20 protein-coding genes are annotated in these 21,810 nt (G+C 64.3%); 9 read left to right on the top strand and 11 right to left on the bottom strand.

All coding sequences use genetic code 11. From position 1 onward, the window contains the following. Window positions 1-37 precede the first annotated feature (37 nt). Both ASD84_RS04670 and ASD84_RS04665 read left to right on the top strand, forming a co-directional pair. Window positions 38-1,264: an ATP-binding protein gene (locus tag ASD84_RS04670; protein ID WP_235530974.1), complete on the top strand. Its 1,227-nt coding sequence runs from the start codon at window positions 38-40 to the stop codon at window positions 1,262-1,264. A 47-nt stretch (window positions 1,265-1,311) separates the two neighbouring features. Next, a complete protein-coding gene (locus ASD84_RS04665) occupies window positions 1,312-2,265 on the top strand; it encodes a hypothetical protein (RefSeq protein WP_156391573.1) in 954 nt (317 codons plus the stop codon). An 84-nt stretch (window positions 2,266-2,349) separates the two neighbouring features. Here ASD84_RS04665 and ASD84_RS04660 read toward each other — a convergent pair whose 3' ends face one another. The 5 genes from ASD84_RS04660 to ASD84_RS04645 all read right to left on the bottom strand — a co-directional run bounded on the left by ASD84_RS04660 (window position 2,350) and on the right by ASD84_RS04645 (window position 7,357). Continuing rightward, window positions 2,350-3,150: a hypothetical protein gene (locus ASD84_RS04660; protein ID WP_056707112.1), complete on the bottom strand. Its 801-nt coding sequence runs from the start codon at window positions 3,148-3,150 to the stop codon at window positions 2,350-2,352. Between the two features lie 252 nt (window positions 3,151-3,402). Further along, entirely contained in the window at window positions 3,403-3,972 is a 570-nt protein-coding gene (locus ASD84_RS24995) for a hypothetical protein (protein WP_156391572.1), read from the bottom strand. Between the two features lie 90 nt (window positions 3,973-4,062). Next, window positions 4,063-4,632, bottom strand: a complete 570-nt coding sequence (locus tag ASD84_RS04655; protein WP_056707110.1) for a hypothetical protein — start codon at window positions 4,630-4,632, stop codon at window positions 4,063-4,065. Window positions 4,633-4,674: 42 nt separating this feature from the next. Continuing rightward, the gene (locus ASD84_RS04650) at window positions 4,675-5,436 is read right to left on the bottom strand and encodes an FHA domain-containing protein (protein WP_056707108.1); all 762 of its coding nucleotides are present in this window, start codon (window positions 5,434-5,436) and stop codon (window positions 4,675-4,677) included. 37 nt (window positions 5,437-5,473) lie between these two features. Then, window positions 5,474-7,357 carry a protein kinase domain-containing protein gene (locus ASD84_RS04645; protein WP_156391571.1) on the bottom strand — a complete coding sequence of 628 codons (1,884 nt, stop codon included), beginning with the start codon at window positions 7,355-7,357 and terminating at the stop codon, window positions 5,474-5,476. A gap of 111 nt (window positions 7,358-7,468) precedes the next feature. Here ASD84_RS04645 and ASD84_RS26160 point away from each other — a divergent pair, with 111 nt between their 5' ends. The 3 genes from ASD84_RS26160 (at window position 7,469) to ASD84_RS24660 (ending at window position 9,813) form a co-directional block, all read left to right on the top strand. Beyond that, a complete protein-coding gene (locus ASD84_RS26160) occupies window positions 7,469-8,011 on the top strand; it encodes an NYN domain-containing protein (protein WP_082573155.1) in 543 nt (180 codons plus the stop codon). Window positions 8,012-8,110: 99 nt separating this feature from the next. Then, on the top strand, window positions 8,111-9,106 hold the full coding sequence (locus ASD84_RS04635; protein WP_056707102.1) for an FHA domain-containing protein: 996 nt from the start codon (window positions 8,111-8,113) through the stop codon (window positions 9,104-9,106). Next, a complete protein-coding gene (locus tag ASD84_RS24660; protein WP_235531082.1) occupies window positions 9,106-9,813 on the top strand; it encodes a protein phosphatase 2C domain-containing protein in 708 nt (235 codons plus the stop codon). Before ASD84_RS04635 ends, ASD84_RS24660 begins: the two co-directional genes overlap by 1 nt. 44 nt (window positions 9,814-9,857) lie before the next feature. On the opposite strand, the gene ASD84_RS04630 is transcribed toward ASD84_RS24660, so the two are convergent. The 5 genes from ASD84_RS04630 to ASD84_RS04610 form a co-directional block, all read right to left on the bottom strand. Further along, window positions 9,858-10,406 (bottom strand): hypothetical protein, encoded by a 549-nt coding sequence (locus tag ASD84_RS04630; protein WP_056707099.1) that lies wholly within the window; start codon window positions 10,404-10,406, stop codon window positions 9,858-9,860. A gap of 20 nt (window positions 10,407-10,426) precedes the next feature. Then, window positions 10,427-10,921: an O-acetyl-ADP-ribose deacetylase gene (locus tag ASD84_RS04625; RefSeq protein ID WP_056707097.1), complete on the bottom strand. Its 495-nt coding sequence runs from the start codon at window positions 10,919-10,921 to the stop codon at window positions 10,427-10,429. After that, complete coding sequence (locus ASD84_RS04620) at window positions 10,914-11,945, bottom strand: PGN_0703 family putative restriction endonuclease (protein WP_056707095.1); 1,032 nt, start codon at window positions 11,943-11,945, stop codon at window positions 10,914-10,916. The genes ASD84_RS04625 and ASD84_RS04620 overlap by 8 nt, the downstream gene beginning before the upstream one ends. A gap of 82 nt (window positions 11,946-12,027) precedes the next feature. Beyond that, window positions 12,028-13,968 carry a DUF262 domain-containing protein gene (locus ASD84_RS04615; protein WP_056707093.1) on the bottom strand — a complete coding sequence of 647 codons (1,941 nt, stop codon included), beginning with the start codon at window positions 13,966-13,968 and terminating at the stop codon, window positions 12,028-12,030. A gap of 155 nt (window positions 13,969-14,123) precedes the next feature. Beyond that, entirely contained in the window at window positions 14,124-14,825 is a 702-nt protein-coding gene (locus ASD84_RS04610; protein ID WP_056707090.1) for an NUDIX hydrolase, read from the bottom strand. A gap of 66 nt (window positions 14,826-14,891) precedes the next feature. On the opposite strand from ASD84_RS04610, the gene ASD84_RS04605 reads away from it, so the two are divergent. From ASD84_RS04605 to ASD84_RS04595, 3 genes are read left to right on the top strand one after another with little or no spacing between them, the layout of a single operon-like run. Then, the gene (locus tag ASD84_RS04605; protein WP_056707088.1) at window positions 14,892-15,899 is read left to right on the top strand and encodes a T3SS (YopN, CesT) and YbjN peptide-binding chaperone 1; all 1,008 of its coding nucleotides are present in this window, start codon (window positions 14,892-14,894) and stop codon (window positions 15,897-15,899) included. After that, window positions 15,900-17,360: an ADP-ribosylglycohydrolase family protein gene (locus ASD84_RS04600; protein ID WP_056707086.1), complete on the top strand. Its 1,461-nt coding sequence runs from the start codon at window positions 15,900-15,902 to the stop codon at window positions 17,358-17,360. Between the two features lie 8 nt (window positions 17,361-17,368). Beyond that, window positions 17,369-19,021 (top strand): TM0106 family RecB-like putative nuclease, encoded by a 1,653-nt coding sequence (locus ASD84_RS04595; RefSeq protein ID WP_056707084.1) that lies wholly within the window; start codon window positions 17,369-17,371, stop codon window positions 19,019-19,021. 63 nt (window positions 19,022-19,084) lie between these two features. Here ASD84_RS04595 and ASD84_RS04590 read toward each other — a convergent pair whose 3' ends face one another. Further along, the gene (locus ASD84_RS04590) at window positions 19,085-21,112 is read right to left on the bottom strand and encodes a UvrD-helicase domain-containing protein (RefSeq protein WP_056707082.1); all 2,028 of its coding nucleotides are present in this window, start codon (window positions 21,110-21,112) and stop codon (window positions 19,085-19,087) included. A 183-nt stretch (window positions 21,113-21,295) separates the two neighbouring features. Between ASD84_RS04590 and ASD84_RS04585 the strand changes: the two genes are divergently transcribed. Further along, window positions 21,296-21,751: a hypothetical protein gene (locus ASD84_RS04585; protein ID WP_056707080.1), complete on the top strand. Its 456-nt coding sequence runs from the start codon at window positions 21,296-21,298 to the stop codon at window positions 21,749-21,751. The last annotated feature ends 59 nt before the right edge of the window (window positions 21,752-21,810 follow it).

The following is a 21,810-nucleotide window of genomic DNA, read 5'->3' as shown; positions in this document are numbered from 1 at the left end:
GATCGCCGGGGATGGGCTCCCTCCCACGGGAGCACCGATGGGCTTCAACGTCCTCTCCGGAGGATCCTTCTTCTGTGACCCGATGGGTTGGGTGAATGACGATGCGATCCCGGTGACCAACCCCAACGTCTTCATCTTCGGCAAGCCCGGCCGAGGCAAGTCCGCGCTCGTCAAGGCGTTCATGCTGCGCATGATCCGGTTCGGCTACCGCTCGCTCGTGTTGGGAGACGTCAAGGACGAATACGAGGACATCTCCCGAGCACTCGGCGTCGAGCCTTACCGGATCGGACCCGGACTCCCGGGCCGCATCAACCCGCTCGACGTAGGGCCGCTCGCCCTGGACTGGGAACAGCAGGACCGCGAAGAGCTGATGCGCCGGGGAGCGATCATCTTCAACCGCTGGCTTGCCTTGATCCGCGGCCTGGTCGGCTCACAACAGGTGCCTTTCACCCCCACCGAGGCCAGGGTCGTCAACCACGTCCTGCGAGACCTGATCGGCTGGACCGAGGGTAAGACGCGTTTGGCGCCGGTCACCATCCCGATGGTCTGGAAGGCTCTTGACGACCCGAGCGCCGACCTCATCAAGTCGTGCCGTTATGAATCCCAGCAGGACTTCCTGGACAGCACTCGCTCCCTCCGCGATGCGCTCGGCTCCCTCTGCGAAGGGGAGTTGGAAGGCTTGTTCGACGCTCCGTCGACCTTCCTGCCGAACTGGCGTGCTCCCATCCAAACGCTGTCCCTGAACGCGCTCCATGCGGCGGGCAACGAAGCCGCCGTCGGCATCGCACTGATGTGCCTCAACTCGTGGGGACAGGGCATCCGCGAGATGGCCGAACCGGGTGATCGACGGATCGTCCTGCGCGACGAGGCATGGATGCAGACCCGGCTCGGTGTCGAGGCGGTCAAGACCCTCGACTCCAATCTGCGGCTGTCCCGCAACGACGGAGACATCCAGCTCGTGACCTACCACAAACCGTCCGACCCGCTCTCGGCTGGCGATCAGGGAAGCCAGGCAGCCCAGATCGCCAAGGACCTGCTGCACCTCTCCGACGTACGCGTCCTCATGGGGCAGGACGAGGAAGTCGCGACAGAGTTGGCGCACCTCCTCGGATTGACGCGAGTGCAGCAGGAACTCGTCACTGGGTGGGCGATGCAGGACAAGGGGCGTGCGCTCTGGATGGTCGGTGATCAGAGATACAAGGTGCAAACGGTCTTGACGCCCATTGAACGGCAGCTGACGTTCACCAATGAGGCGGTCGTCTGATGGCCTCTGGTGCGAGGTACGCCGTCTCCCTGGCTGCGCTGCCCGTGATGTTTCCGATCGTGTTCCTTTTGATGATCGGCGCTCAGGCGCTGCCCAACCCTGCGGCTGCCTGCGCCGGAGCGGAAGTCCCTACCGGCGCAGGCGGCGTAGCTACCAACGATGCGCTCGATGCGGACCAGATGCAGGTCGCACAACAGATCGTGGCCGCTGTCCGGGCGTTCCTGCCGACGTCGGGCAAGCCGCATGCTGCCGTGATCGCTCTGGCCACCGCGCGCCAGGAGTCGGTCATCCGAAACCTCGACTACGGCGACGCAGACTCGCTTGGTGCCTTCCAGCAGCGGCCATCCCAGGGCTGGGGTACGCCTGCGCAGGTCACGAATGTCCCGCATGCGACGACGACCTTTCTGGAGCACTTGGTTCGGATCCCGGGCTGGGAGACTCGTCGGGTTACCGACGTGGCTGCCGAGGTCCAACGGCCAGCCGCGGAGTACCGCGGGCTGTATGAGCAGTGGGTGCCTCTTGCGACCAAGCTGACCAGGCAACTCTGGCCTCAGTCGGCATCATTGATGCCGACGACGGGCACCTGCGCTGGCGTACCGAACCCGCCGCCCGGGCCTGGAGACGCCCGAGCGATGGCCCGGGCGCAGAGCTGGGTCGACGAGCGCGTGCCTTACTCGCAGGGCAGCCTCCACACCAACGAGTTCGGCACGTACCGGCAGGACTGTTCTGGTTACGTGTCCCTCGTCTGGGGGTTGCCGACCAGCTTCACGACGGCCTCGCTGCCGTCAGTCGCCCACCCGATTTCGAAGGGCGAGCTCCGGGCCGGGGACATCATGTTGCGAGCCGGTCACACGCTGATCTTCGACCGGTGGGCCAACCCATCACGGACGAGTTATTGGGCCTACGAGCAAGAGCGCCCCGGCAGGGTCGCGGTCCATCACGTGGTGCCGTATCCGTACTGGCCGGGGCAGGTTGCGCTCGTGCCGCATCGAAAGGGCTGATCAGATCCGGGCAGCGTCAGATGCCGCTGCTTTCACGCCACCGCGACGACACTGCCAGCACTCTGAAGCATCGAGACTGAGTACTCAGACGTTGCGACGGAATAGGTACGTCCGGTACTCGAAGGTCTCCCGCATGACCTCATGGCTGCCGTCGTCGAGTGGACGTTGGATGGCGGTCTTCTTGTGCCTCCGGCCACCAACGCTTTCCTCAAGCCAGCCAGCCTTGGCGATGTCGTTCAGATGGTGCGCCAAGTCCCCATCCACCAATAGTTCGATGGAGAAATAGCGGTCGCCTCGCCCGTACGCAAGGGCGGCCTGGCCTGCGGTCGACTGCTCCCAGCGAAGTCGTGCTTCCCCTGCCTCTCGCTCTGCGCGCTGCGCGATCTCCAACTGATGGCGCCGTTGCGCCTCGGCGTACTCCACCTCCCGGCGCCACTGCGCCTCGGCTGCCTCGGCCTGTCGCGCAGCCTGGCCCGCGGGCGAGAGTTCCCAGCGTCGTTGCGCCTCTGCCTGCTCCATCTGGTGGCGCTGATGCGCTTCGGCTACTTCTTGCTCTTGGCGCCACAGGGCAGTCATCGCCTCGTCGCGTCGTCGCTGGTCGGCGCGACGTTGACTGGCTCGCGTTACGACAAGCTCCAACGCGCCGATCAAGAACGTCACTGCTGCTAAGGCGGACCCAACGCAGGCGACCAGGTAAGGGCGCCTTTCGCTGAACGGAATCTCCTTCGTCTCCTTCCACCACAGATGACCGGTGGATTCCGTTCTGTTGAAGAACACGGTCAGGAGGATGAGGGCGGTGAAAGAGCACAGAACCGCCAGTGCGATCAGCGCTTTGAGAGCTGGGCCGTGGAGCGAGACAGGCAGCCGTGCGAACAGTCGAGGCACTAGAGGACCTGAAAGGAATCTCGGTGCGTGCGGCTAGTTACGACCGGGCGCAACTGCGCGGCGGCGACCGTGACACGGCCGATCGTGCCCCGTTGCCAACCGCACCTGCTATCGGCGGTCCCGTTCAGACTTTCGTCAATCACCCGTTGATTCTCCTGCATACACCCGACTCGCGGCTTGTGGTCCGAGGAACTGGCCGCGACGCGGCCGAAACGGCGCGCTCCTTGAGAGGCGTGCTTGGACCGTTGCTGCTTAACGCGGCTGCACCTTCCCCTTCTTGATTGCGAGCACGATCCACACGGGGGCCCAGAGTCCACAAGAGAAGAAGGTCAGCACGAGGTGTAGGACATGCTCGCCATTGCTCATGCCAGCCATCGCGGTTCGGTATCCGTAAGGCGCTTGTTGATACGGAAGCTGCGGTTGGCTGACGTAGGGATGCGCCCATTGAGTTCCATCCCACCACCGCCACCCGTGCGCGGTCTGATACCAGTTTGCTGGCCACGTCGCTGGCGGCGCCACCTGCGCAATGGATGACGTTGATTGGTTGTCGTTTCGAACGAAGTAGAAGGTCGCATTCTGCGAGACAGTCCGGACCACGTCGTGGGTGCCGTCAGGCTTCGGCGTCACCTTCGTATTTTTGACTCTCGGGTATTCAATCTTGTCGTCAAGTCGCCAACCGGCCGAAGCGATGGCAGCGAGCGCCCGCGTGTGGCCGGGCGTCAACACATCGAGCGTCACCGAGTAGGTACGGTCGCCGCGTTCGTACGCTGTCGAGGCCATACCTTGAGCCGTCATCCGCCATGCCCAGTTGGGCAGCCTCATGGTGCGCTCCTTGAGTCAATTCGTAGTGCATCGCCGTCGAGATTCGTCATGGACAGTGGCCCTGTACTGCTTCCTGGCTCTGCCGACCCACTAAACGGCGTGATCATTCGGCGGCGCAGCGGTGGGCGGGTTCCCCAATGGCTGCGTCGCAAGATATCGGTCAACCTCGGCATCGAGGGCGCCGATTTGTGGATTCGTCGGCGTGTGAACGTTCGGAGCCTGGGGGGACGGGTGGGGGAGTGCCCGCTCGCTCTGCGCGGGCACGGGAGCGTAGATCGCGTGCTCTCGCGCCCTGGCCGAATGCCAACGCAGACTCTTCTCGTCTTCCTCGTTGCGCAGGAATTTCTTGTAGTCATGATCGAGAACGTGTCCGTAAACGATGAGACCGATCCAGATGGCCATGATGATCCAGACGCCCGCGCCGTGTGAACTGAGGTCACCGCTTGTCTCCGTGGATGCGTTCGTGCTGGTCGTGACGTCCGACGGGAAGAGTTGGTAAGCAGCGAAGCCACTGAGGCAAGCGACGATTGAAACCCCAGCACCGATCGCGAATTTCCGGTTCTGGACCTTCACGGCAACGACGACGAACCCAATGAAGGACATCATTCCGCAGCCGAGATAGACCCACCACAGCCAGCGACTGCGCTTCGCCTGCGGCACCCCTGGGACCCCGCCCGTCCATTGGCCGACCGAACTCATCCCCTACGCACCCCGTACCAGATAGCCCCAGCCGAGCTTGCCGATGTCGGCTCGGGACAGGTAGTTGAGCGCTCTCCGCTGGACCTCGTCACGGAACGCCCGATAGTCCTTCGCGTCGATGACGCCTGAGCTGAGCACCTCGGAAGAGATGGCTTCGAGTTTGTTGCCGGCACCTCGGTACCCCAAGCGCTCAAGCACCTTGTCCAGCCTGCCTTGCACGTTCGCATGCCACTCCCCGCTGTGCCAGGCCTTGGCGAGGAGATCAAGGGCCTCACCCTTTCGTGCAGCATTTGTCTGCGCGACTACAGTCGCCAAACCTGCTACCCATCGCCAGTCCTCTTCGGGGGTGGGGGCGAACAGATGTTGACGACTCCACATACCAACGGTGATGACCCCTGGCTCAATGCGTTGCTGACTGTCCTTGAGGACTACCTCGACGGTAAGGATTTCAGCTGACGCTGTCTTGAGCAGCACTCGAAAGGTTCCCGCACCACACGAGAACTCTTCGCCGAGTTCCAGCGTCGCCTTACGTACGCCGTCTTCACGCGTGACCTGGACGTATCCGTAGCTTTGCCCGCACTTGATCTTGACTCGCCGATCCTCATGAGCCTCGATCACAAGCGCAAACCGGCTCAGTTCGACCGGGGGCAGGGAGACGGAGCAGGCGTCTGAGCGACCAACGGTGAACGGTTCGTTCTCGTAGGACAGCTCCTTGTGGACATGACCGCCGCCGTTGGGATCCTCGAAACTGATCTCAATCACCATTTGGATCTGCCTGTTTCTCTCGACCGCTTCATGACCCCTACTCGCCCCTCAACCGCCGCCGAGCCCATCCGACCGATTCCTGGATAGATGGGTCTGGATCGCTTTCAAAGATGTCGACCAACCTGCCGTAGGCCGCGAGCGCTCCCTCCCGCTGGCGAGATCGATCGAGGAGCAAGCCCTTACTCCGCAGGGCGACGGCAACCTGTTGCCGGATCAGAGTGTCGGAGTCGCTGCCGAATACATCCACCAAACGCGTGCATGCAGCCAACGCGTCCGCTTGGTGGCCCAACCGGTGGAGGCATGACCGCTTGTTGTTCAGCGCCATCGCTACCTGCCGGCGTATCGCCAGGTCAGTGTCACGCTCGAATGACTCGATCAACCTCGTGTAGGTCGACAACGCATCGATCCGTCGATCAAGTGCGGAAAGAGCGAGACCCTTGTCCCGCAGTGCCATGGCCACCTGTCGTCGCAGGACCAGATCGGGCTCATTCCCGAACCGGGTGACCACTGCGTCCCAGTCGGCAATCGCTCCATCGTTCAGACGGAGAGCCGCCTTGGCATACCCGCTCCCGTTGAGCGCAGTTGCTACCTGCCGTCGAAGCAACAGATCGGAATCTCCTCCGAAGGCGTGGACCATCCGAGAGCAAGTTCCGACTGCTTCGGCGTGTTGGCCCAACCGGTTTTGGGCCCACTGGGTGTTGTTGAGCGCCATGGCCATGTTTTGTCGCATTATCGGATCCGGATCTCCGTCGCACATGCTGATTACCTCGAGGTATGCCCTCAGCGCTTCATGAGCCCGGCCGCTCTTCAGGAGTTCGTATCCCTCGGCAAAGAACTCCCTGGCACGGGTTCGTCGATGGGCCGCGTCGGGTCCCTCCTGCGCCATCGTCGTAGACGTGGTGGAGATCGCAGGCTGAGCAGTAAGCGCGGTCGAGTGGCTTGGTTCAAACGCTGGGCCTCCTGCTGCGACTGAGCTGCGTCCGGCGTCGTGCAGCGCGTCGATTGCGTCCTCGAGGCGCATACGGTCGCGGACCGACGAGGTGGCTAGGCCCTCGATGACTGCGACCAACCAGCGTGGCAGCTGGTTAGCGGCAGCAGGGAGCCTGACCCCCGCTACTCCTCCCACTCGCATGGGCGGCTCACCGCAAGCCATCTCGCAGAGCAACATCCCCATGGCCCATGCATCGGTAAATCGACCGACTCGCTGATGGGCAGCGGTTTCGGGAGCGAAGTACACAGTTTGCTCCTTGCCGATCGCCGCGGTCAGGGTCGAAATGCCATCCGTCACATTCGACGCAATTCCCCAGTCGACCAACACCAACCTGCCTTCGGCATACATCACATTGGATGGATGGATGTCCCGATGAACGACTGTGTGTTGCTCGTGGAGGTAGTCCAAACCAGAGAAGAGCGGGATAGCCAACTGGACCGCTCGGTCGACGCGAGCGTGACCAGAGTGACCAACGAACGCCTGGGCGAAGTCCTCGGCCCACGGCATGATGTCGAGCCCGATCGTCTCTGTGCCGTCGCGGCGCGACCCCACTACCTGAGGAAGAACGGTTGCCTGGGCCGTCCTCCACGGACGCAGCAGGACAAGCGCAGCTCGCTCATCCACGATTTGAGCCATCCTCATCGCGACAACGCGCTTGCTTCGGGAATCACTGGATTCGAGAAGCTCGGCGCGCACCGCTAAATCGCGGTCCGCCGGCTTGCCGTCAAACGTGACCGCGGCTCGACACGTTGCCGCTTGGCCTCCACGCACAGCCTCGGCAGTCGGAACGATCGACACATTGTCCACGGGTGACTCGCAGATCACTTCCTCGCCGATCGCTCCGACCGTCCAGGTTGTCCGCGCTGTGATCGCACGTCCGAGGCTGCCTCTGAGCCACTCGCCAATGACTCGGGCCGATTCCTGCGACACGCGTTCGACCTCTCTTTCGACGACTCGCCAAATCGGAGCCTAGCGGCAACGAACGGCTCGTAGCGCGGAGCGGAGAACCGATTCCTCGATGCCTTTCACTGCGTTCGGCGCATGGGAATCGTGGTCCTCAACAAACCAGCCAACAGGAGGATCCCCATGCACGTCACCCGTTCACTTCACCTGATCGACCTCGAGAACCTCTGCGGAAGCGGACTCCCGCCGACCAGCCTCATCGAACAGGTTTGGCGCACCTACCGTTACGGCGTCCCTACCTCACTCGAGGACCACTACGTCGTCGGAAGTAGCCACATCTTCGCCAGCCGGGCGTGGTTCGTCCTACCCGTTCAGGGGGTCCAGCGCCGCGCTCGTTCCGGCCAGGATGGCGGCGAACTGGCAATCCTCGCCGATGTTGACCTCGACCACGCCGCGAAGCGTTTCGACCGACTCGTCATTGCCAGCGGCGACGGCATGTTCACCGAAGCCGCGAACCAAGCGCGCAGGCACGGTCTTCACGTTCACCAAGTCAGCGGTCTTGGCGCCTGCTCCCGAGCGTTGGCCGCCAGCGCCCACACCCACTCCCGCCTCCGCCTCGGAGCGATCGAGGCGGACCGGACCGTGACGTCCTCCAAGGTCGACCAGACCCTTGCCGCCTGACGCAATCGATCCGGAGAACCGATTCCTCGAACCGATGTGTCCCGCCGGCGAGTGCGCGTTACTGGTGTTCTCTCATCACCCCAAAGTCAGGAGTCTCCAATGACCTATTCAATCGTCTCGTTCAGCCTGATCGTCTTCGCCGTCGCCCTCATGGCGATCGTTTTGATGGTGCCGATAGCGTTTCTTGCCGGCAATGTCTTCCACGTTTGGGGTACCAGTTCCGCGCTGGACTGGATCGCGGAACTGTTCCTCCGTGTGTTCGTGGGCGGTCTGCGCCGACGCTTCATGCGCGCAGTCAATGGCCAGTCACAGGTCGGAGTCGATAAATCTCGACGAACCTATCCATACCTCGCAGCGTCAGTCTCGCCGGGAGACGTGGAGGCGTTGACGGGGCGCGGCGGGGCCTTGTCGAGCGTGTCGAGCGACGCGGCGAAGGGGTATGCCCGCTACGCGAAAGCTCGAGGCTGGCTCTCTGACGCTCAGCCCCAGGTGGTGGTGGTTCCCGAGGATTGGCTACGGCGAGGAAGCGTCAAGGTCAGGCCGGTCTCGGGGCACGAGTTCATCGAACTGTGGCGCGAAATGGCGACATGGGACGAGTCTCCGAGATCCGAACAGCCCATGCCTGAGTGGGCTCCCGATTCGTCGAAACTAGCGGTCCACGGCACAGCGCAATCCCACACCATGCGACTGGCAGACGATGCCATCGCAACTGTCGCAGCGGGCCCGGTGGGTGTCCTTACCGAAGCCCCCGACTCGGCAAGTGCGTTCACGACACCGATGAAGGTCGCCCGGATCGTCCTCGCCGACGGCCGCGGGGGACAGCACCCGGTCGATTCGCCATCGGTGCTGATCGGCCGTAGCCGCGAGTGCGGGATCCGGCTGGAAGGGGCCGAGGTGAGCCGGGAACATCTGAACGTCTACGTCGAGCAAGGAACATGGTGGCTTCGCGACAGTGGAAGCCGCAACGGGACCACCGTCGATGGACAGCCGGTCAGGGGACCTGAACCAGTACGTCTCCGTGCCGGGAGCAACATTGTTCTTGGAAGCAAGAAGTCCGGAGAAACGCTGACCATCGCCAGTTTGGTGAACCCGTGATGCCGGACAACGCGCAGAGTGCTACGGCACGGACAGTGGAGGTCGCTGGGTTCGGGAACGAAAACACGCGTGGCCAGGGCGCTGGATACCAAGACCGTTGGGGGGTGGGCTCCGGGGCCACCGGATCCTGGCTTGCAGTGGCCGACGGCATCGGTGGTGGTCCCGCCGGGCAGGAAGCAGCGGAGGTCGCTCTCGGACTGGTCCAGGTCGTGCTTGGTGCCGGTGAACCATCGGAAACCAGACTCCATCAACTCTTCGACTCTGTGTATGTGGCGCTTCGGCCGTGGTGGGCGCAGGAGCGTGGTGGCGGCACCACGTTGACTGTGGCGGCGATCAGCGACGCGGGGCTCTGGATGGCAGCCGTCGGGGATTCGCCGGCGTATGTCGACTTCGGTTCGGGATATGAAATGGTGACCGAACCCAAGCAGTCGCATCAATTGAAGGAGTGGCTGGGAAGTGAAGATCGCCCGCGGCCATGGGTGGAGTTGTGGCGACGGCCAGAGCACGAGATTCGGGGCGTGATCGTCACATCTGACGGCGTCGACGCGTCTGCCGTAACGTCGCTCGCCGCAAACCGAACTGCCGGGGATGTCGTTGGCACCCTTCGAGAACTGCCGTCCGTCGGCGGAGACGATGCGTCTGCCGCCGTTGCAGTGTTTGCTCCCCCGATCGGAACCCAAGCGTTGGTCCGTTCCGAAGTTCGCTGAGCCTTCGGCGGTGGCGCGCGCCTCCGATGCCTGCTTGGAGGTCGCTAGTTCTTGGCCTTGCCAGGCACATAGTCGACAGGCTGGCCTGAGTCCGCCCATGACAGCCGGTTCTCCCAATCCGGGGCGGGTAGAAGCGACCAGTAGGAGATGGTGCCGTTGTAGGACCAACGCCCTGTCGCGGGACCGGAGTGGTATTTCACCACGCCCGCGCGATCGAGATTGCCGAGGGTTGCGGCGAGGAACGCCGACACCGTGTAGCGCTTCGGGGCGAGCGCGGTGTGCCCGTAGCGGTCGATGAGGAATGCCCAGTCCTTGGGGTTCGCCAGCGCATAGGCACGCTCGAAAACGCCGTACTCGATCCACGTCCCGGCGAAGTAGTGCAGGACAGCCGGTATCTCCACGCCTAGGCCGAGTTCCTCAGCGATCCCGCTGAGGTCGGTACCTGGCGGTGGCGGCGGGGAACTGATCCACGAGAAGGGACCGGGCACGACGTGGTCCGTCCGAGCGCAGTTGAACTCGGTGCCGACCTCGTCGCTGATCCAGACGCCGTCGACCTCCTCGAAGGAGTGTTGAGGGCAGACTTGAAATGCCATTGGGGTCCTTGTCTCGATGGTCAGAGAAGAGTCTGCACTGCTGCGAGCGTGGCTGGGTTGAAAGCGACGAGCCGCGCCTCGCGGACTGTCGACTTGGCGTCGCGGAGGGTCTCGACGGCGACCCGGATGGCGTCGGCACGGGGCCAGCCGTAGATCCCTGCGCTGATGAGCGGGAACGCGACGGTCGTGGCGCCGAGGTCGTCGGCGACTTCAAGACTCCGTCGGTAACAGGAGATGAGGAGGCTGCGGTCAGTCTGGCCGGCGCGGTAGTTGGGGCCGACGGTGTGGATCACCCAGCGCGCCGGCATTCGGCCGGCGGTGGTCCAGCCTGCGTCGCCGGTCGCAAGTCCGCCAGGGAATCGGGCGATGCAGTCGGTGAGGACATCGGGGCCGCCGGCGGCGTGGATCGCGCCGCAGACGCCGCTGCCACCGCGCATCCGTGTGTTGGCGGCGTTGACGACAGCGTCGACATCCTGGGTGGTGATGTCGCCGAGGACGACGCTGACCTCAGCCATCAGCAGCTGCCGTGGGGGAGTAGCGGTCGACGTACTCGGCGCTTGTCACGGCAAGGTCGAGGAACACCGCCGGGTCGACGTGGCGAAAGCGGTCAGGTGTGCGTAGGAGCTTGGTCCAGACCTCGTCGACGCTGCCGCCGGCGGCGAGATGCTCGGCACGGACCAGCGAGTCCTGGTAGCCGATGTTCCCCGGAGCGAGGACATGCAGCACGCGGACGATGTCCGCGCCGTAAGCCTGGGCCTTCTCTAGCCGGTGGGAGAGAAGCTGCTGGCGCATCAGTTGGTAGAACGGCTCGTCCAGCAGGAGCTCGATCGGCAGTACGTCGGCTCGAACTGGGCCGTCGGATGCTGCGAAGTCGGCGGCGTACCGGCCGATCCGGACCGCATCCGATGCGGAGTCGCGGTCGTACGAGGTCAAATAGGACTCGGTGAACTTCCATTCGACCAGAGCCAACTCGGTTGTTCCGGTGGAGGTCTTGTACAGGAAGGCAGCGTCGATGCTGGTGCAGTTAGTGCCGCGGCGCCGCCCGACCTCCTTCCCGTGGCGGATGCCCTCGCCGAAGTAGTCGGTCGGTCCGATGTACTCGAATGTCAGGAACCGGCCGTCCTCGATCTGCAGGACCTCGGCGATGTCGACGACATCGCCGAAGCCGAGCTTGATGCGGTCGGGGTCGTTGACCATCTGGAAGAGCGCGTTGACGCACTGCACCTGGGAGTCGCGCAGGTGGTTGCTTGGGCCTCCGGCGACGGAGTCGTGCCAGGGGATGTCGAGCTCGCTGAAGAGTTCGGTCGCGCCATCGCGGACCTCGGGGAGAAGATTGTGGGACGCGTACTCGATCGGGAGGCACACGGGGTAGGCGCGCCGATGCTTCTCGTAGACACCGGGCGCGCGGGCTTCGTCGGGCAACGTCGCGGTGCGCTGCTTCCAGGCCTCCGCGAGCTTGTTGTGCTCGGTGGCGTACGGGTTGGTCCTCCGGGATTCGTCCCCGGGCAGCGGCGTTCGCTGCTTCTTGGATTCATTCACGACCTCAGTGTCGCCGAGGCCTCCGACACGACCGCTAAAGTCCGGACGACGGCTTTCGGCTTGTGTCAGCCGTGAGACCCCATCACGTGTCGTCGGCTTCCTCATCCTCGACGGCATCGGTGGCAATATCCGCGGTCACCGGACCGCTGGCCTTCCAACGCCCGAGTGCCCACGTCTCCAAGGCCTGCAAGCGCTCATCAATCGTGGCCGGCGTCCACGAGTTCCAGTCGGCGATCTCGCGCTCGCTGTTCAGAACAGATCGGAAGTAGCACGCCGGAGTTGTCTGAGCGGGCGTTCCTCGCTTCTCTGTGAACTCCTTGCGCCCGTACGACGAGTTGTCCATCGTAAGCACGAGATTGCCTAGCGAATGCGTCATCCTGGATCGGACTACAGGGTCTGGAAAGTCCTTGACCCACTGGCTGTCGTCCTTCGGATTCTGCGGCAGGATGTGCTCGGTCGTCTTCTGGAATGCCTTGCTGAAGGTCGAGAACGGATCGAGGACGCCAGCCGACTTCCCGCGGGAGAGCTCGTACTCATAGAGCACAAACTTGTGAGAAGACCGCAGATACCAGTTGGTCGAGGCCTGGAAGTTGCTGCTGACCATCTCGTCAGGGGCATACTCCCACGTCAATCTCCCTATGTCGGCGACGACGTCCTCGATGGCAACGGAACCTTGGAAGAGCCGGTTCGCCAGGCCCGCGAGCGCCGACTGCCCTGCTCCTGCTCGTCGGACGCAGATCGCGAATACCCGGGCAGAGAAGGTCTCGCACGCCCCGAGGACGTCCGCGTACGCGCTGGCATTGGTGGGTTGGGTGAGACGAACTGCAAACAGAAGCGGAAGAAACTGGGCCACGACGCCACTCCTGGCGAGTGCCTTCGAGTTCCGACGCGCGCGCTCTGCGGCCACGGGATCCGCTGACCAGACGGTGTATTTGGGGTCAGGGTCCTCGAGGTCCTTCAGAAATTCCGAGCACTGCCACAACTTGTCGACGTAGTCACTCACGTCATCGAACAGGTCTTGCCAGACAGCGTCCGTGTCCGTCGGCGTCGTGACGACCGAAGCATCGAGTTTCTGTGAACTGGGGACGTACTTAGTCCGCGGGAACTTCTGTTTGATGGCATCGACACCCTTCCAGGTCCGTCGATCAGCGTTCTGAGTCGCAAGCCAATGCGCCCGGAGCAGTCGGTCTTCGGTTTCGGCCGGAAGGTCCGCGAGGTTCTTGAAGATGCCCGACCAGCGATCGTTGACCAGGTGGGCAAGCTTGGGGCCTCGGGCATCCGTCAGTTGGGCCGCGAGATACAGCAGGTAGTTCTTGATCTTCTCGAGCTGGGTCAGCGACCGGCCTCGGTCGTTGAGCGTCTCGAAGATCACCCCGACCTCAGCGGCAGTGCCAACTTCGTACACCAGCAACTTGAGGCCGAAGGTGACCCGCCGACGCAGGTCCAACAGGCGTCGAGCCGAGAGGTCTGCGTCGGCTGGGTCGACGATGCCTGCGATCTGGGCGTCAAAGAACTCGACGGCGTCGAGAAGGCGCTGCTCGGCCGCCAGCCGATCGCTCGGCGCGGTCAACGACCCGACCACGTGATCGCGCCAAAAACCTGCAAGGTCGGTGCCGAGCTGCAGCCGGGGCTCCGTCACCCCGCCCAGATTTATCCGTACAAGTCGGCGAATCTGCGGCTTGGCTTCGTCGACCCCCTCTGAAAGGTCAGCGTCGGTGACCGTCCCCAGCGACTCGAGCGCATCGAGCAGCCGTCCGAGCAGGATCGTGATCGTGGTCAGGCGCTGCTGCCCGTCTACGACTTCGTACTCGCGGAGCTCCTCACCAGACGACGTTACCTTCTGGACGCCGGTCTCGCGCAGCACCAGCGTGCCTGCGTAGTGCTCGCCGTTGCCGAGGAGATCGAGGTCGCCCCAGAGATCAGCGAGTTGTTTCTGAGTCCAGGCGTACGGGCGTTGGTAGTCGGCGATGACGAACGTCTTGTCGTCGATCACCTTCGAAAGTGGCTCATGTTCCTTCGGCATTCCAGTCCCCAACTCCAGTGCCTGATGTCCGGACAGCCCACCCTACGGATTCTGCTGGTCATGGACTGACTCGCACGACATCCTGTCGTATGCCACCGAGCCACAAATGCGTCCGACGCTCGACGCTCGGTGAAACCCGCGGTCTTTCAAGCGAATCACTGATCCGCCGGACGGTACAGGGCGGCAGGGCGGCCTCGCAGGCCGTCGGACAGCACCGGCTCGCCCTTGCGGGTCAGCGGTTCGAGGAACGGCTTCATCCGGCGGTTGAAGTTGTCCTTGTGAAGTTCAGCGCCGACGACAGCCTCGTGGACCTTGCGTAGTTGGTGGAGGGTGAATGGCGGCGGCAAGAAACCGTCGGGGTCGGGGTGTACGTCGACGTAGCGGTATCGGAACTCGTACCGCTCCCGAAGTGATTCGATGGCTGTCGACACGATCTGTTCGTGGTCGAACAGCAAGGGTTCTTCGCCGTCGAGGCGACCTTCGCTGGTCACGTGGACGAGGTCGCCACGGGCGCCATTGAGAACGGCCTCTCGCATGGACACCGAGTGGGCGACCGAGATGGCCCAAGTGCGTTCGTCGCGGTCGGGGTCGTCGAAGATGCGCAGCAGGCGAGGTTCAACAGTGGTCGACAGGCTGATGCCGACCTTGCGCTGCAACACGTCCCCGACGGTCTGGGCGACGGTCCATCGCTCGCGAATGAAGCCGCCAGGAAGCGCCCGACCGATCGGCTCGGAGCGGTCCTGGACCAGCAACCGCAGATCCGGCTTTGTGTCGGAGGCTCCCACTACCGTCAGGATCGCGAGGTCGACAGTGACTCCGGGACGGGGGAACCTCTCCAGGTCGGGCGGGTTCGACATACCAAGACATTAGCGCAAGTGACGTGCTAATGTTTAGCGACACGAAGATGCTAAAGGAGGTTCGCGATGACGAACACGAACCACGGCGGAACGCCCGCCGACGAGGCGCACGACGGACTTGATGCCGGGTGGGAAGAGCTGGCGGACAGCCTCGCGACGTACCTTTCGATGATGGTCGACCCCGACGAGGGCGATCACCTGCTGATCGAGCTCACCGACCCGGACCCCGACGGCGACGCCGGCTGTCCGCCGTACGCCCAGTTCGCCGCCTTCGGTGACGGGCGCATGATCCGGGCCGAGGTCTCTGGCAACGCCTATCTCCGAACGCAGTTCCGGCTCGGGTCCGAGGCTGCGGCCTGGTTCACCGGCCTCGGCTGGGTGGGTGGTGAGCAGTCGGAAGCCGGAGATGTTGAGGAGGGCAACTGGCACATTGAGATGCCGGTCGAGTGCGCCGACGAGATCGTCGGCACTGTCGTGCAAGCGCTGCGCCAACACTTCGGCATCCCGCACCCACAGTTGCTGACCTACCAAGCGTGGGGACCTGCGGCTGATGAGGCCGAGTTCCTCTGGTTGTGCGCGACCGGCGACGTTCCGATCGATGAGCCGACCGCTGCCGCCGGCACGCCCTCCGAGCAGGGGCGCGAGCCGGTGCTCGGCCAACTCGCGCTGGAGCCTGCGGATCGCGAGGAGCTCGTCGCGTACGTCGCCAGCGTCCTGCGTGAGAAGTACGAAGCCGAGACGACCCTCGACGACGACGGCGACTTCGTGCTGCACCACCTGGGCCAGCCCGTCTGGGTTCGGGTCCGCAGCGACCAGCCCGCGGTCGAGATCATCGCCCGCGTCGCCCACGATGTGCACTCCCGTCGCTCAACAGCGGTCGAAGTCGGCCTCCTCAACCGCGACAGCGCATGGGCGAAGTGGGACCTGCGAGACCGCGACGTCTGGCAGACATTGCTCCTGCCCGGCGTGCCGTTCGTGCCGCGCCACCTCGACGCAATGCTCGACGTATTCCTCGATGCCATGACCTCCACCCGGGACGACTTGGCCTACCGCACCGGCGCAAAGGTGGCCTGAATGAAACTGACTCCTGCCCAACTCGACCGTGCTTGTGGCGCGGTCCTCGGCTCGGCCGTCGGTGACGCGCTGGGTGCGCCGTACGAGTTCGGTCTGGCGAATGTCGGCCCAGACGGACCGCAGATGATCGGCGGCGGCCTCGGCAACTTCGAACCCGGAGAGTGGACCGACGACACCACCATGGCCTGGTGCGTCCTCGACGTCGCCGCTTCCGGCGTCGACCTGCGCAGCGATGACGCGCTCACGCGGGTCGCCCGCAACTTCCGTGCCTGGTACGACACCCGTCCACCCGACATCGGCAACCAGACCCGCGCCATTCTCGGCCAGGTCGGCGCCGACCCTACCGGCGCGAGCATGGCGACGGCGTCGCACGACCTGCACACCCGCACGGGCCACACCGCAGGCAACGGCTCCCTGATGCGTACGGCGCCCGTCGCACTGCCGTACCTCGACGACCCGACGGCGCTGGCCGAGGCCGCCCGCAAGGTCGGTGCGCTTACCCACTACGACCCGCACGCGCAGGAGGCCTGCGTGCTGTGGTCGCTGGCCATCAGGCACGCGATCCTGCACGCCGAGTTCGACATCCGCGCCGGGCTCGCGCACCTCGACGACGAAGCTGCGGCGTACTGGACCGAACGTCTCGACGAGGCTGAGTCCGGCGACCCCCGGACGTTCCGGCCCAACGGCTGGGCCGTGACAGCCCTCCAGGCAGCGTGGTCCGCGATCGTGCACACCCCGATCCCGACTGACGGCAACCCGTGTCGCCATCTCGGCGATGCGCTGGTCACGGCAATCGGCATCGGTGACGACACCGACACCGTCGCGGCGATCGCCGGCGCTGTGCTCGGCGCCCGATGGGGTGCCTCAGCTGTCCCGGCCAAGTGGCGGCGAATCTGTCACGGCTATCCCGGTATCACGGGGGAGCGACTCGTCGAGCTCGCCCACCTGGCCGCCAACCCGGGCCCGGGCGTCTACGACTGGCCAGCCGTGGATCACATCGACTACTCGATCTACGGATCCGCCAAGACTTTCGTCCAGCACCCCTACGACGAAGGCGTCTGGCTCGCCGACGCCTCCGCGCTGGAGGAGCTGCCTGGCCACATCACAGCAGTGGTGAGTCTTTGTCTCCTCGGCCGCAGCCAAGTCCAGGCTGGGGTGGAGCACGTTGGTTACCGGCTGATTGACCACGCCGATCCCGAGGTCAACCGCAACCTGGACTTCATCCTCGCCGACGCAGCGCGCACCGTCGCAACCTTGAGGGATGAGGGACACCAGGTCCTTGTCCACTGCGTCGCCGCTCAGTCTCGGACACCTACCGTCGGTGCGGCCTACGCGATGATTCGCGGGGTCGACGCGACCGAAGCGCTTGCCAAGGTCTGCAGCGTGCTCCCGGCCGCCTACCCCAATGCCGGGTTCCGGGATGCGCTCAAACGCCTCGAAGCGTCGAGCTTGCGCGGTTGAATGTGCACATGTCCGAGCCGATCCTGCTCTCTGGGTACGACGCGAAGCGGTGTGCTCGACGGATCCACAACGAGTGGGACCCGACGATCGACAAGACCGAATGGGTGATCCCTGCTGGTCTCCAGATGCGGTTCGACGCTGGCATCGCATTCGAGACCGCCGTGTTCACCGAACTCAAGGCGGCACTGACCGAGCACCGATACGTCGACCTGGCCGGCGTGCGCGGCAAGGCCAACGCAATCGCAGCGACAGTCGACGCGATCGAGCGCCAGGTCGACGTCATCATCGGCGGCTGGCTACCGGATGATCCCGACGGCGGACGGACAGGGCGGCCGGACCTCCTGCTCCGCACCGCATCCGGCTACGTGCCTGGGGACGTGAAGGGACACAAGACTTTCGCTCGGCGCGCGAAAGGCACGCTCACCTACTCCGTCCTCGAGGATCCGGCCAGCGTGCTTGCCGTCGACGGTTTGGGTGCTGAGACGACCGCGCGATTCGACGACTATCTGCAGCTGGCTCATTACTGGCGGATGCTCGAAGCGCTCGGGAGTAGCGCGACCGGATCCGCTCGGGGATTCATCATCGGAACCGACAACGTGGCCGACCTCGCTTCTAGCGGCCGGGTGTTGACCTGGATTGATCTCGCTGCTCCGTTCTTCGAGACCTATTCGCGTTCCCGTGGTGCAGCCAAGCGATCCGCTTTGGAGCGCTACGACCACGAGCAGGGCTTCCGGCTGAAGGTCGCACGGGCCGCTGCAACTGAACAGCCCGCGTTGGTCGAGCCGATCTTCACTGACGAATGCGAGTCCTGCCCCTGGCTCGACCATTGCCGGAAGATCGCCGGTCACGACACCGCCAGCGCACAGATCACCTCAGGTCGACTCTCGGTCCGCGAGTGGGCCGCCCTCGGTGACGCTGGTATCGCAACGGTCGACGATCTCGCCGACCTCGACATCGGTGCCGGCTCCTTTCAAGCGGCCTATCTTCCTGAGGTCACGCACCTCAAGGACCCGATCGGTCGGCTCGCTGTCGCCGTACGGCGCGCACGGATGCTCCGCGACGGCGTCGCGATCGAGCGGGAGACGACCGGACCGATCGGAGTTCCGCGGGCCGACATCGAGATCGACTTCGACATCGAATGGGACCCCGACGACCACGTCTACCTGTGGGGTGCGCTGGTCCACAGCAAGGGTGCCGCCCCCATTTATCACTCGGTCGTGTCCTGGGATCCGTTGGACGACGCTGGCGCAGTCGCGCTGGCGGAGGAGTTCGCGAGGTGGTTGCGTGACCAGATCACGACCGCAGAAGCCGACGGTCATTCAGTGCTCGTATATCACTACGCCCACCCCGAGCCGTCGTACCTCAAGCGACTCCTGGGCGAAGACGAGGTCGCGGACCTGCTCGCCCGCTTCGTCGACCTGCTCCCGATCATCCGCCAGCACTATTTCGGGCTGAACGGATTGGGGATCAAGAAGGTTGCACCCGCGTTCGGATTCCACTGGCGCGACGAGGACCCCGGCGGCCTCCAGTCGCAACTCTGGCTGCTGGAAGCCAGGGCAGCCGTCGACGAGTTGAGCCGTACGGTCGGCCAGCAGCGCATCCTCGCGTATAACGAGGATGACGTTCGAGCGACCGATGCGATCCGCAACGGTCTCGAGTAGGGATGCGGATTGGAATGGGATCGCGAAGGCGGGACATTCGCCACTGAGTCGGCCCCGGATCGGTCAGATGTCGTCGCGCTGCATCAGGTACTCGAAGGTCGCCCGGATTGACGCCTGGTCCTCCTCGCCCTCTGAGATCTCCTCCCAGTCGTCGAGCTCTTCCATGATCGCGGCGATCTCCGGGTCGCCTTCGAGCGGATCGATTGGCTCGTCGTACTCGGCGGTGTGCTCATGCTCGTCGGGTTCGTAGTAGGCATCGTCCTGATGCGCTGAAGGCTCAACTGTTGTTGTGGTCAACGGGCCGGCAGATGGTTCGTTGGCCGGGACGCCATCAAGCAGCGGCCTGTCGTCAGAGCCGAAAACCGCTTCGCTTCCGCGAGCCCGGCCGAGGAGCTCGTATAGGCGCGATTCGACTTCGTCCGTGGTCCGGACGAACTCTCTTGTCAGACGGGTGAGCGTGACGCCCGCTCGGAATCGGCGGAGCAGAGCGGCGTCTGCGCCTGCGGTCCAATTGGAGTACGCCGGGTGCCGGGTCCGGTACGGCAGGCCGTCCGACTGGAGCTGAGTCGACGGCGGCGGATCAGGATTGTCGATCGGCGTTCGATGATGGCGACCGGAGTCGATCTTCAAACGCCCTTGGCCGATCTGATCGATCGCGTCGTCCACCCACCCGAGGACACCTCGATCAAGAACATCCTGCGCGCGCGTCACGGCGACGTAGCAGAGCATCAGTTCTTCGCGAGGCGGAATCGTCATCCCCCCGTCGACGTACTTCGTCTTGGCAAAGTCGCCCGCAAGCCGGACTCGGTCCCACTCGCCACCCTTCGCCTTGTGCGCGGTGGATAACACCAGGTCGGCGCCTTTGACATCGGTTGCGCGACTAATCGCTGCCTTGATCGCGGCTGGGCCGTGCTCATCGACGATCTTGGTCAGCATGAGGAGGTTCGGGTCGTCGCCGCTCTCTGCGTACTCGACGACCTCGCCCCAAGTTCCAAAGAGCGAGAACTCCTCGTGGTCAGTGGTCCGCCCTGCCTTGAGCGAGGCAGCTGCGTCTGCGACAGCGAGCAGGTCGCGGCCATCGCCGATGACACCAACCTTCTTGCCCGCTTCGAGTCCAAGGAAGAGTTCCCCGATGACCGTCGAGTTGTTGCGGCAGAGCACGACGTTGGGGTTCACGAGGTCGTCGACGACCTTGGACTTCTGGTTCCCGAGACCGCTGAGGCGCATGTCCGAGCCAAGAAGCTGGAGCCACTTGTTGGCCTCCTCAGCGATAGCGGGCCCGAAGCGGAACGACTTGCTCAGTCGTAGCCGAGAGTCTGCGGCGAATGTCTCCATCGCATCGACCGCGCCGCGCCAGCCGTAGATGGACTGCGCCGAGTCCCCGACGGCCACGACTTGCGCTCCGAGGCGCAACTGCTCGGTGACCATGGCCGAGACGACGGGGTTCGTGTCCTGGGCCTCGTCGAAGAGCACGAAGTCGTAGCCCCACGGTGGCTGACTCAACGCCCACGCTTTGAGATAGTGGTCGTGCTCGAAGCGGTAGAGCGATCCGTTCGGATCAGAGAGGTCCGCCCAAGCCTTCTTCGCATATTGAACGATGGTCGGAGCGATCGCCGCGTGAACTACGGGTGTCATGGCGTCGGGCCGAGGCACATGCCGTTTGAGGATCTGCTCATCGTCGGAAGAGCAGAAGCGCCTGACTGCCTGCATGGTGAGGCTCGCCTGCGTGGTTTCGCGGATCGGGTTCGCGAGTCCGACAAAGACGGGGCTAGTGATGCCCAAGCGCGCGGCTGCAATCTTCAGGGGAACCTTCGCGTTCTTCAGCCGAGGCTGGAACTGGAAGCTTGTGCCGGCCATCGCGAGAGCATGGGTGGTCTTCACCGTGATGTTCGACGGGAACTTGGTGCGCGACTCGGCTGCGATGGCCGAATTGAAGGCCAGGTAGAGGCCACGGCGGCGTGGGGCCGACTCTGCAAGGAACTGCAGGGTGGACGTCTTGCCCGTCCCCGCGCCAGCCTCCAGCACGAAGTTTGCGCCGCTGGCAAACGCGTCAATGGCGGCCTGCTGTTCGTCGGTCGGTGGAAACTTCATCGCCGACTTCGCCTCCTTCGACGACGGGGTGCCCTTTGAGTGGGGCCTAATCCGAAGTATGCCGCCGAGGTCCGGCTGAATGGCTGCGAACTCGGAACCTCGGGTTTGACCGAGTAACGAGAACGGTTCGCGGCCCTTTGGCATTGACTGTCCATTCGGGGGACGGCGGTCGCTTGAAGGGGCGTGAGGGTTCAGAGTCGCCGTACTGACGTCTTCCCGACGACCTGGGAGATCCCGGTCGGGATCGGCTTGGTCTGGCTGCTCGGCGCGTTCCTCGCCTTCCCGGCGGGGCAAGGCCTCGCGTACGCGGTCAGGGGCGACGGCTTCGTCTGGCCCGGGCCGGAACTCGGACACAGCCTCCTCGGCCTCCTGGAGGGTGACGTCGGTCGGGGGATTTCGCCAGATATCCGGGCGACAGCGCCGCACCCAGTTCCAGTTTACGCCGCGGTCGTGGTCTTGGAGCTTGCGCTGGTGTCGGCAGCAGTCATCGGGCTCTCATGGTGGTGGAGGACGGTCGGACCACTGGCCCAGTTCGGGATGGCTTCGCGGCACGAGGTTTTTGCTGTGCTCGGCCGGCGCCAGCTCATGCGCAGGGGCGCGACCGTTCGGCCGGATCTTGTTGAGGGGCGACAGGTGTGACGGCCGAGGCGACGGACATTGGCTGGCGGCTGGGTAGATCGACAGTTCCGAGCGGCGTG

Source organism: Nocardioides sp. Root682 (assembly GCF_001427795.1).
Lineage (GTDB): Bacteria > Actinomycetota > Actinomycetes > Propionibacteriales > Nocardioidaceae > Nocardioides.
This window is presented reverse-complemented; position numbering and strand designations above follow the sequence as displayed.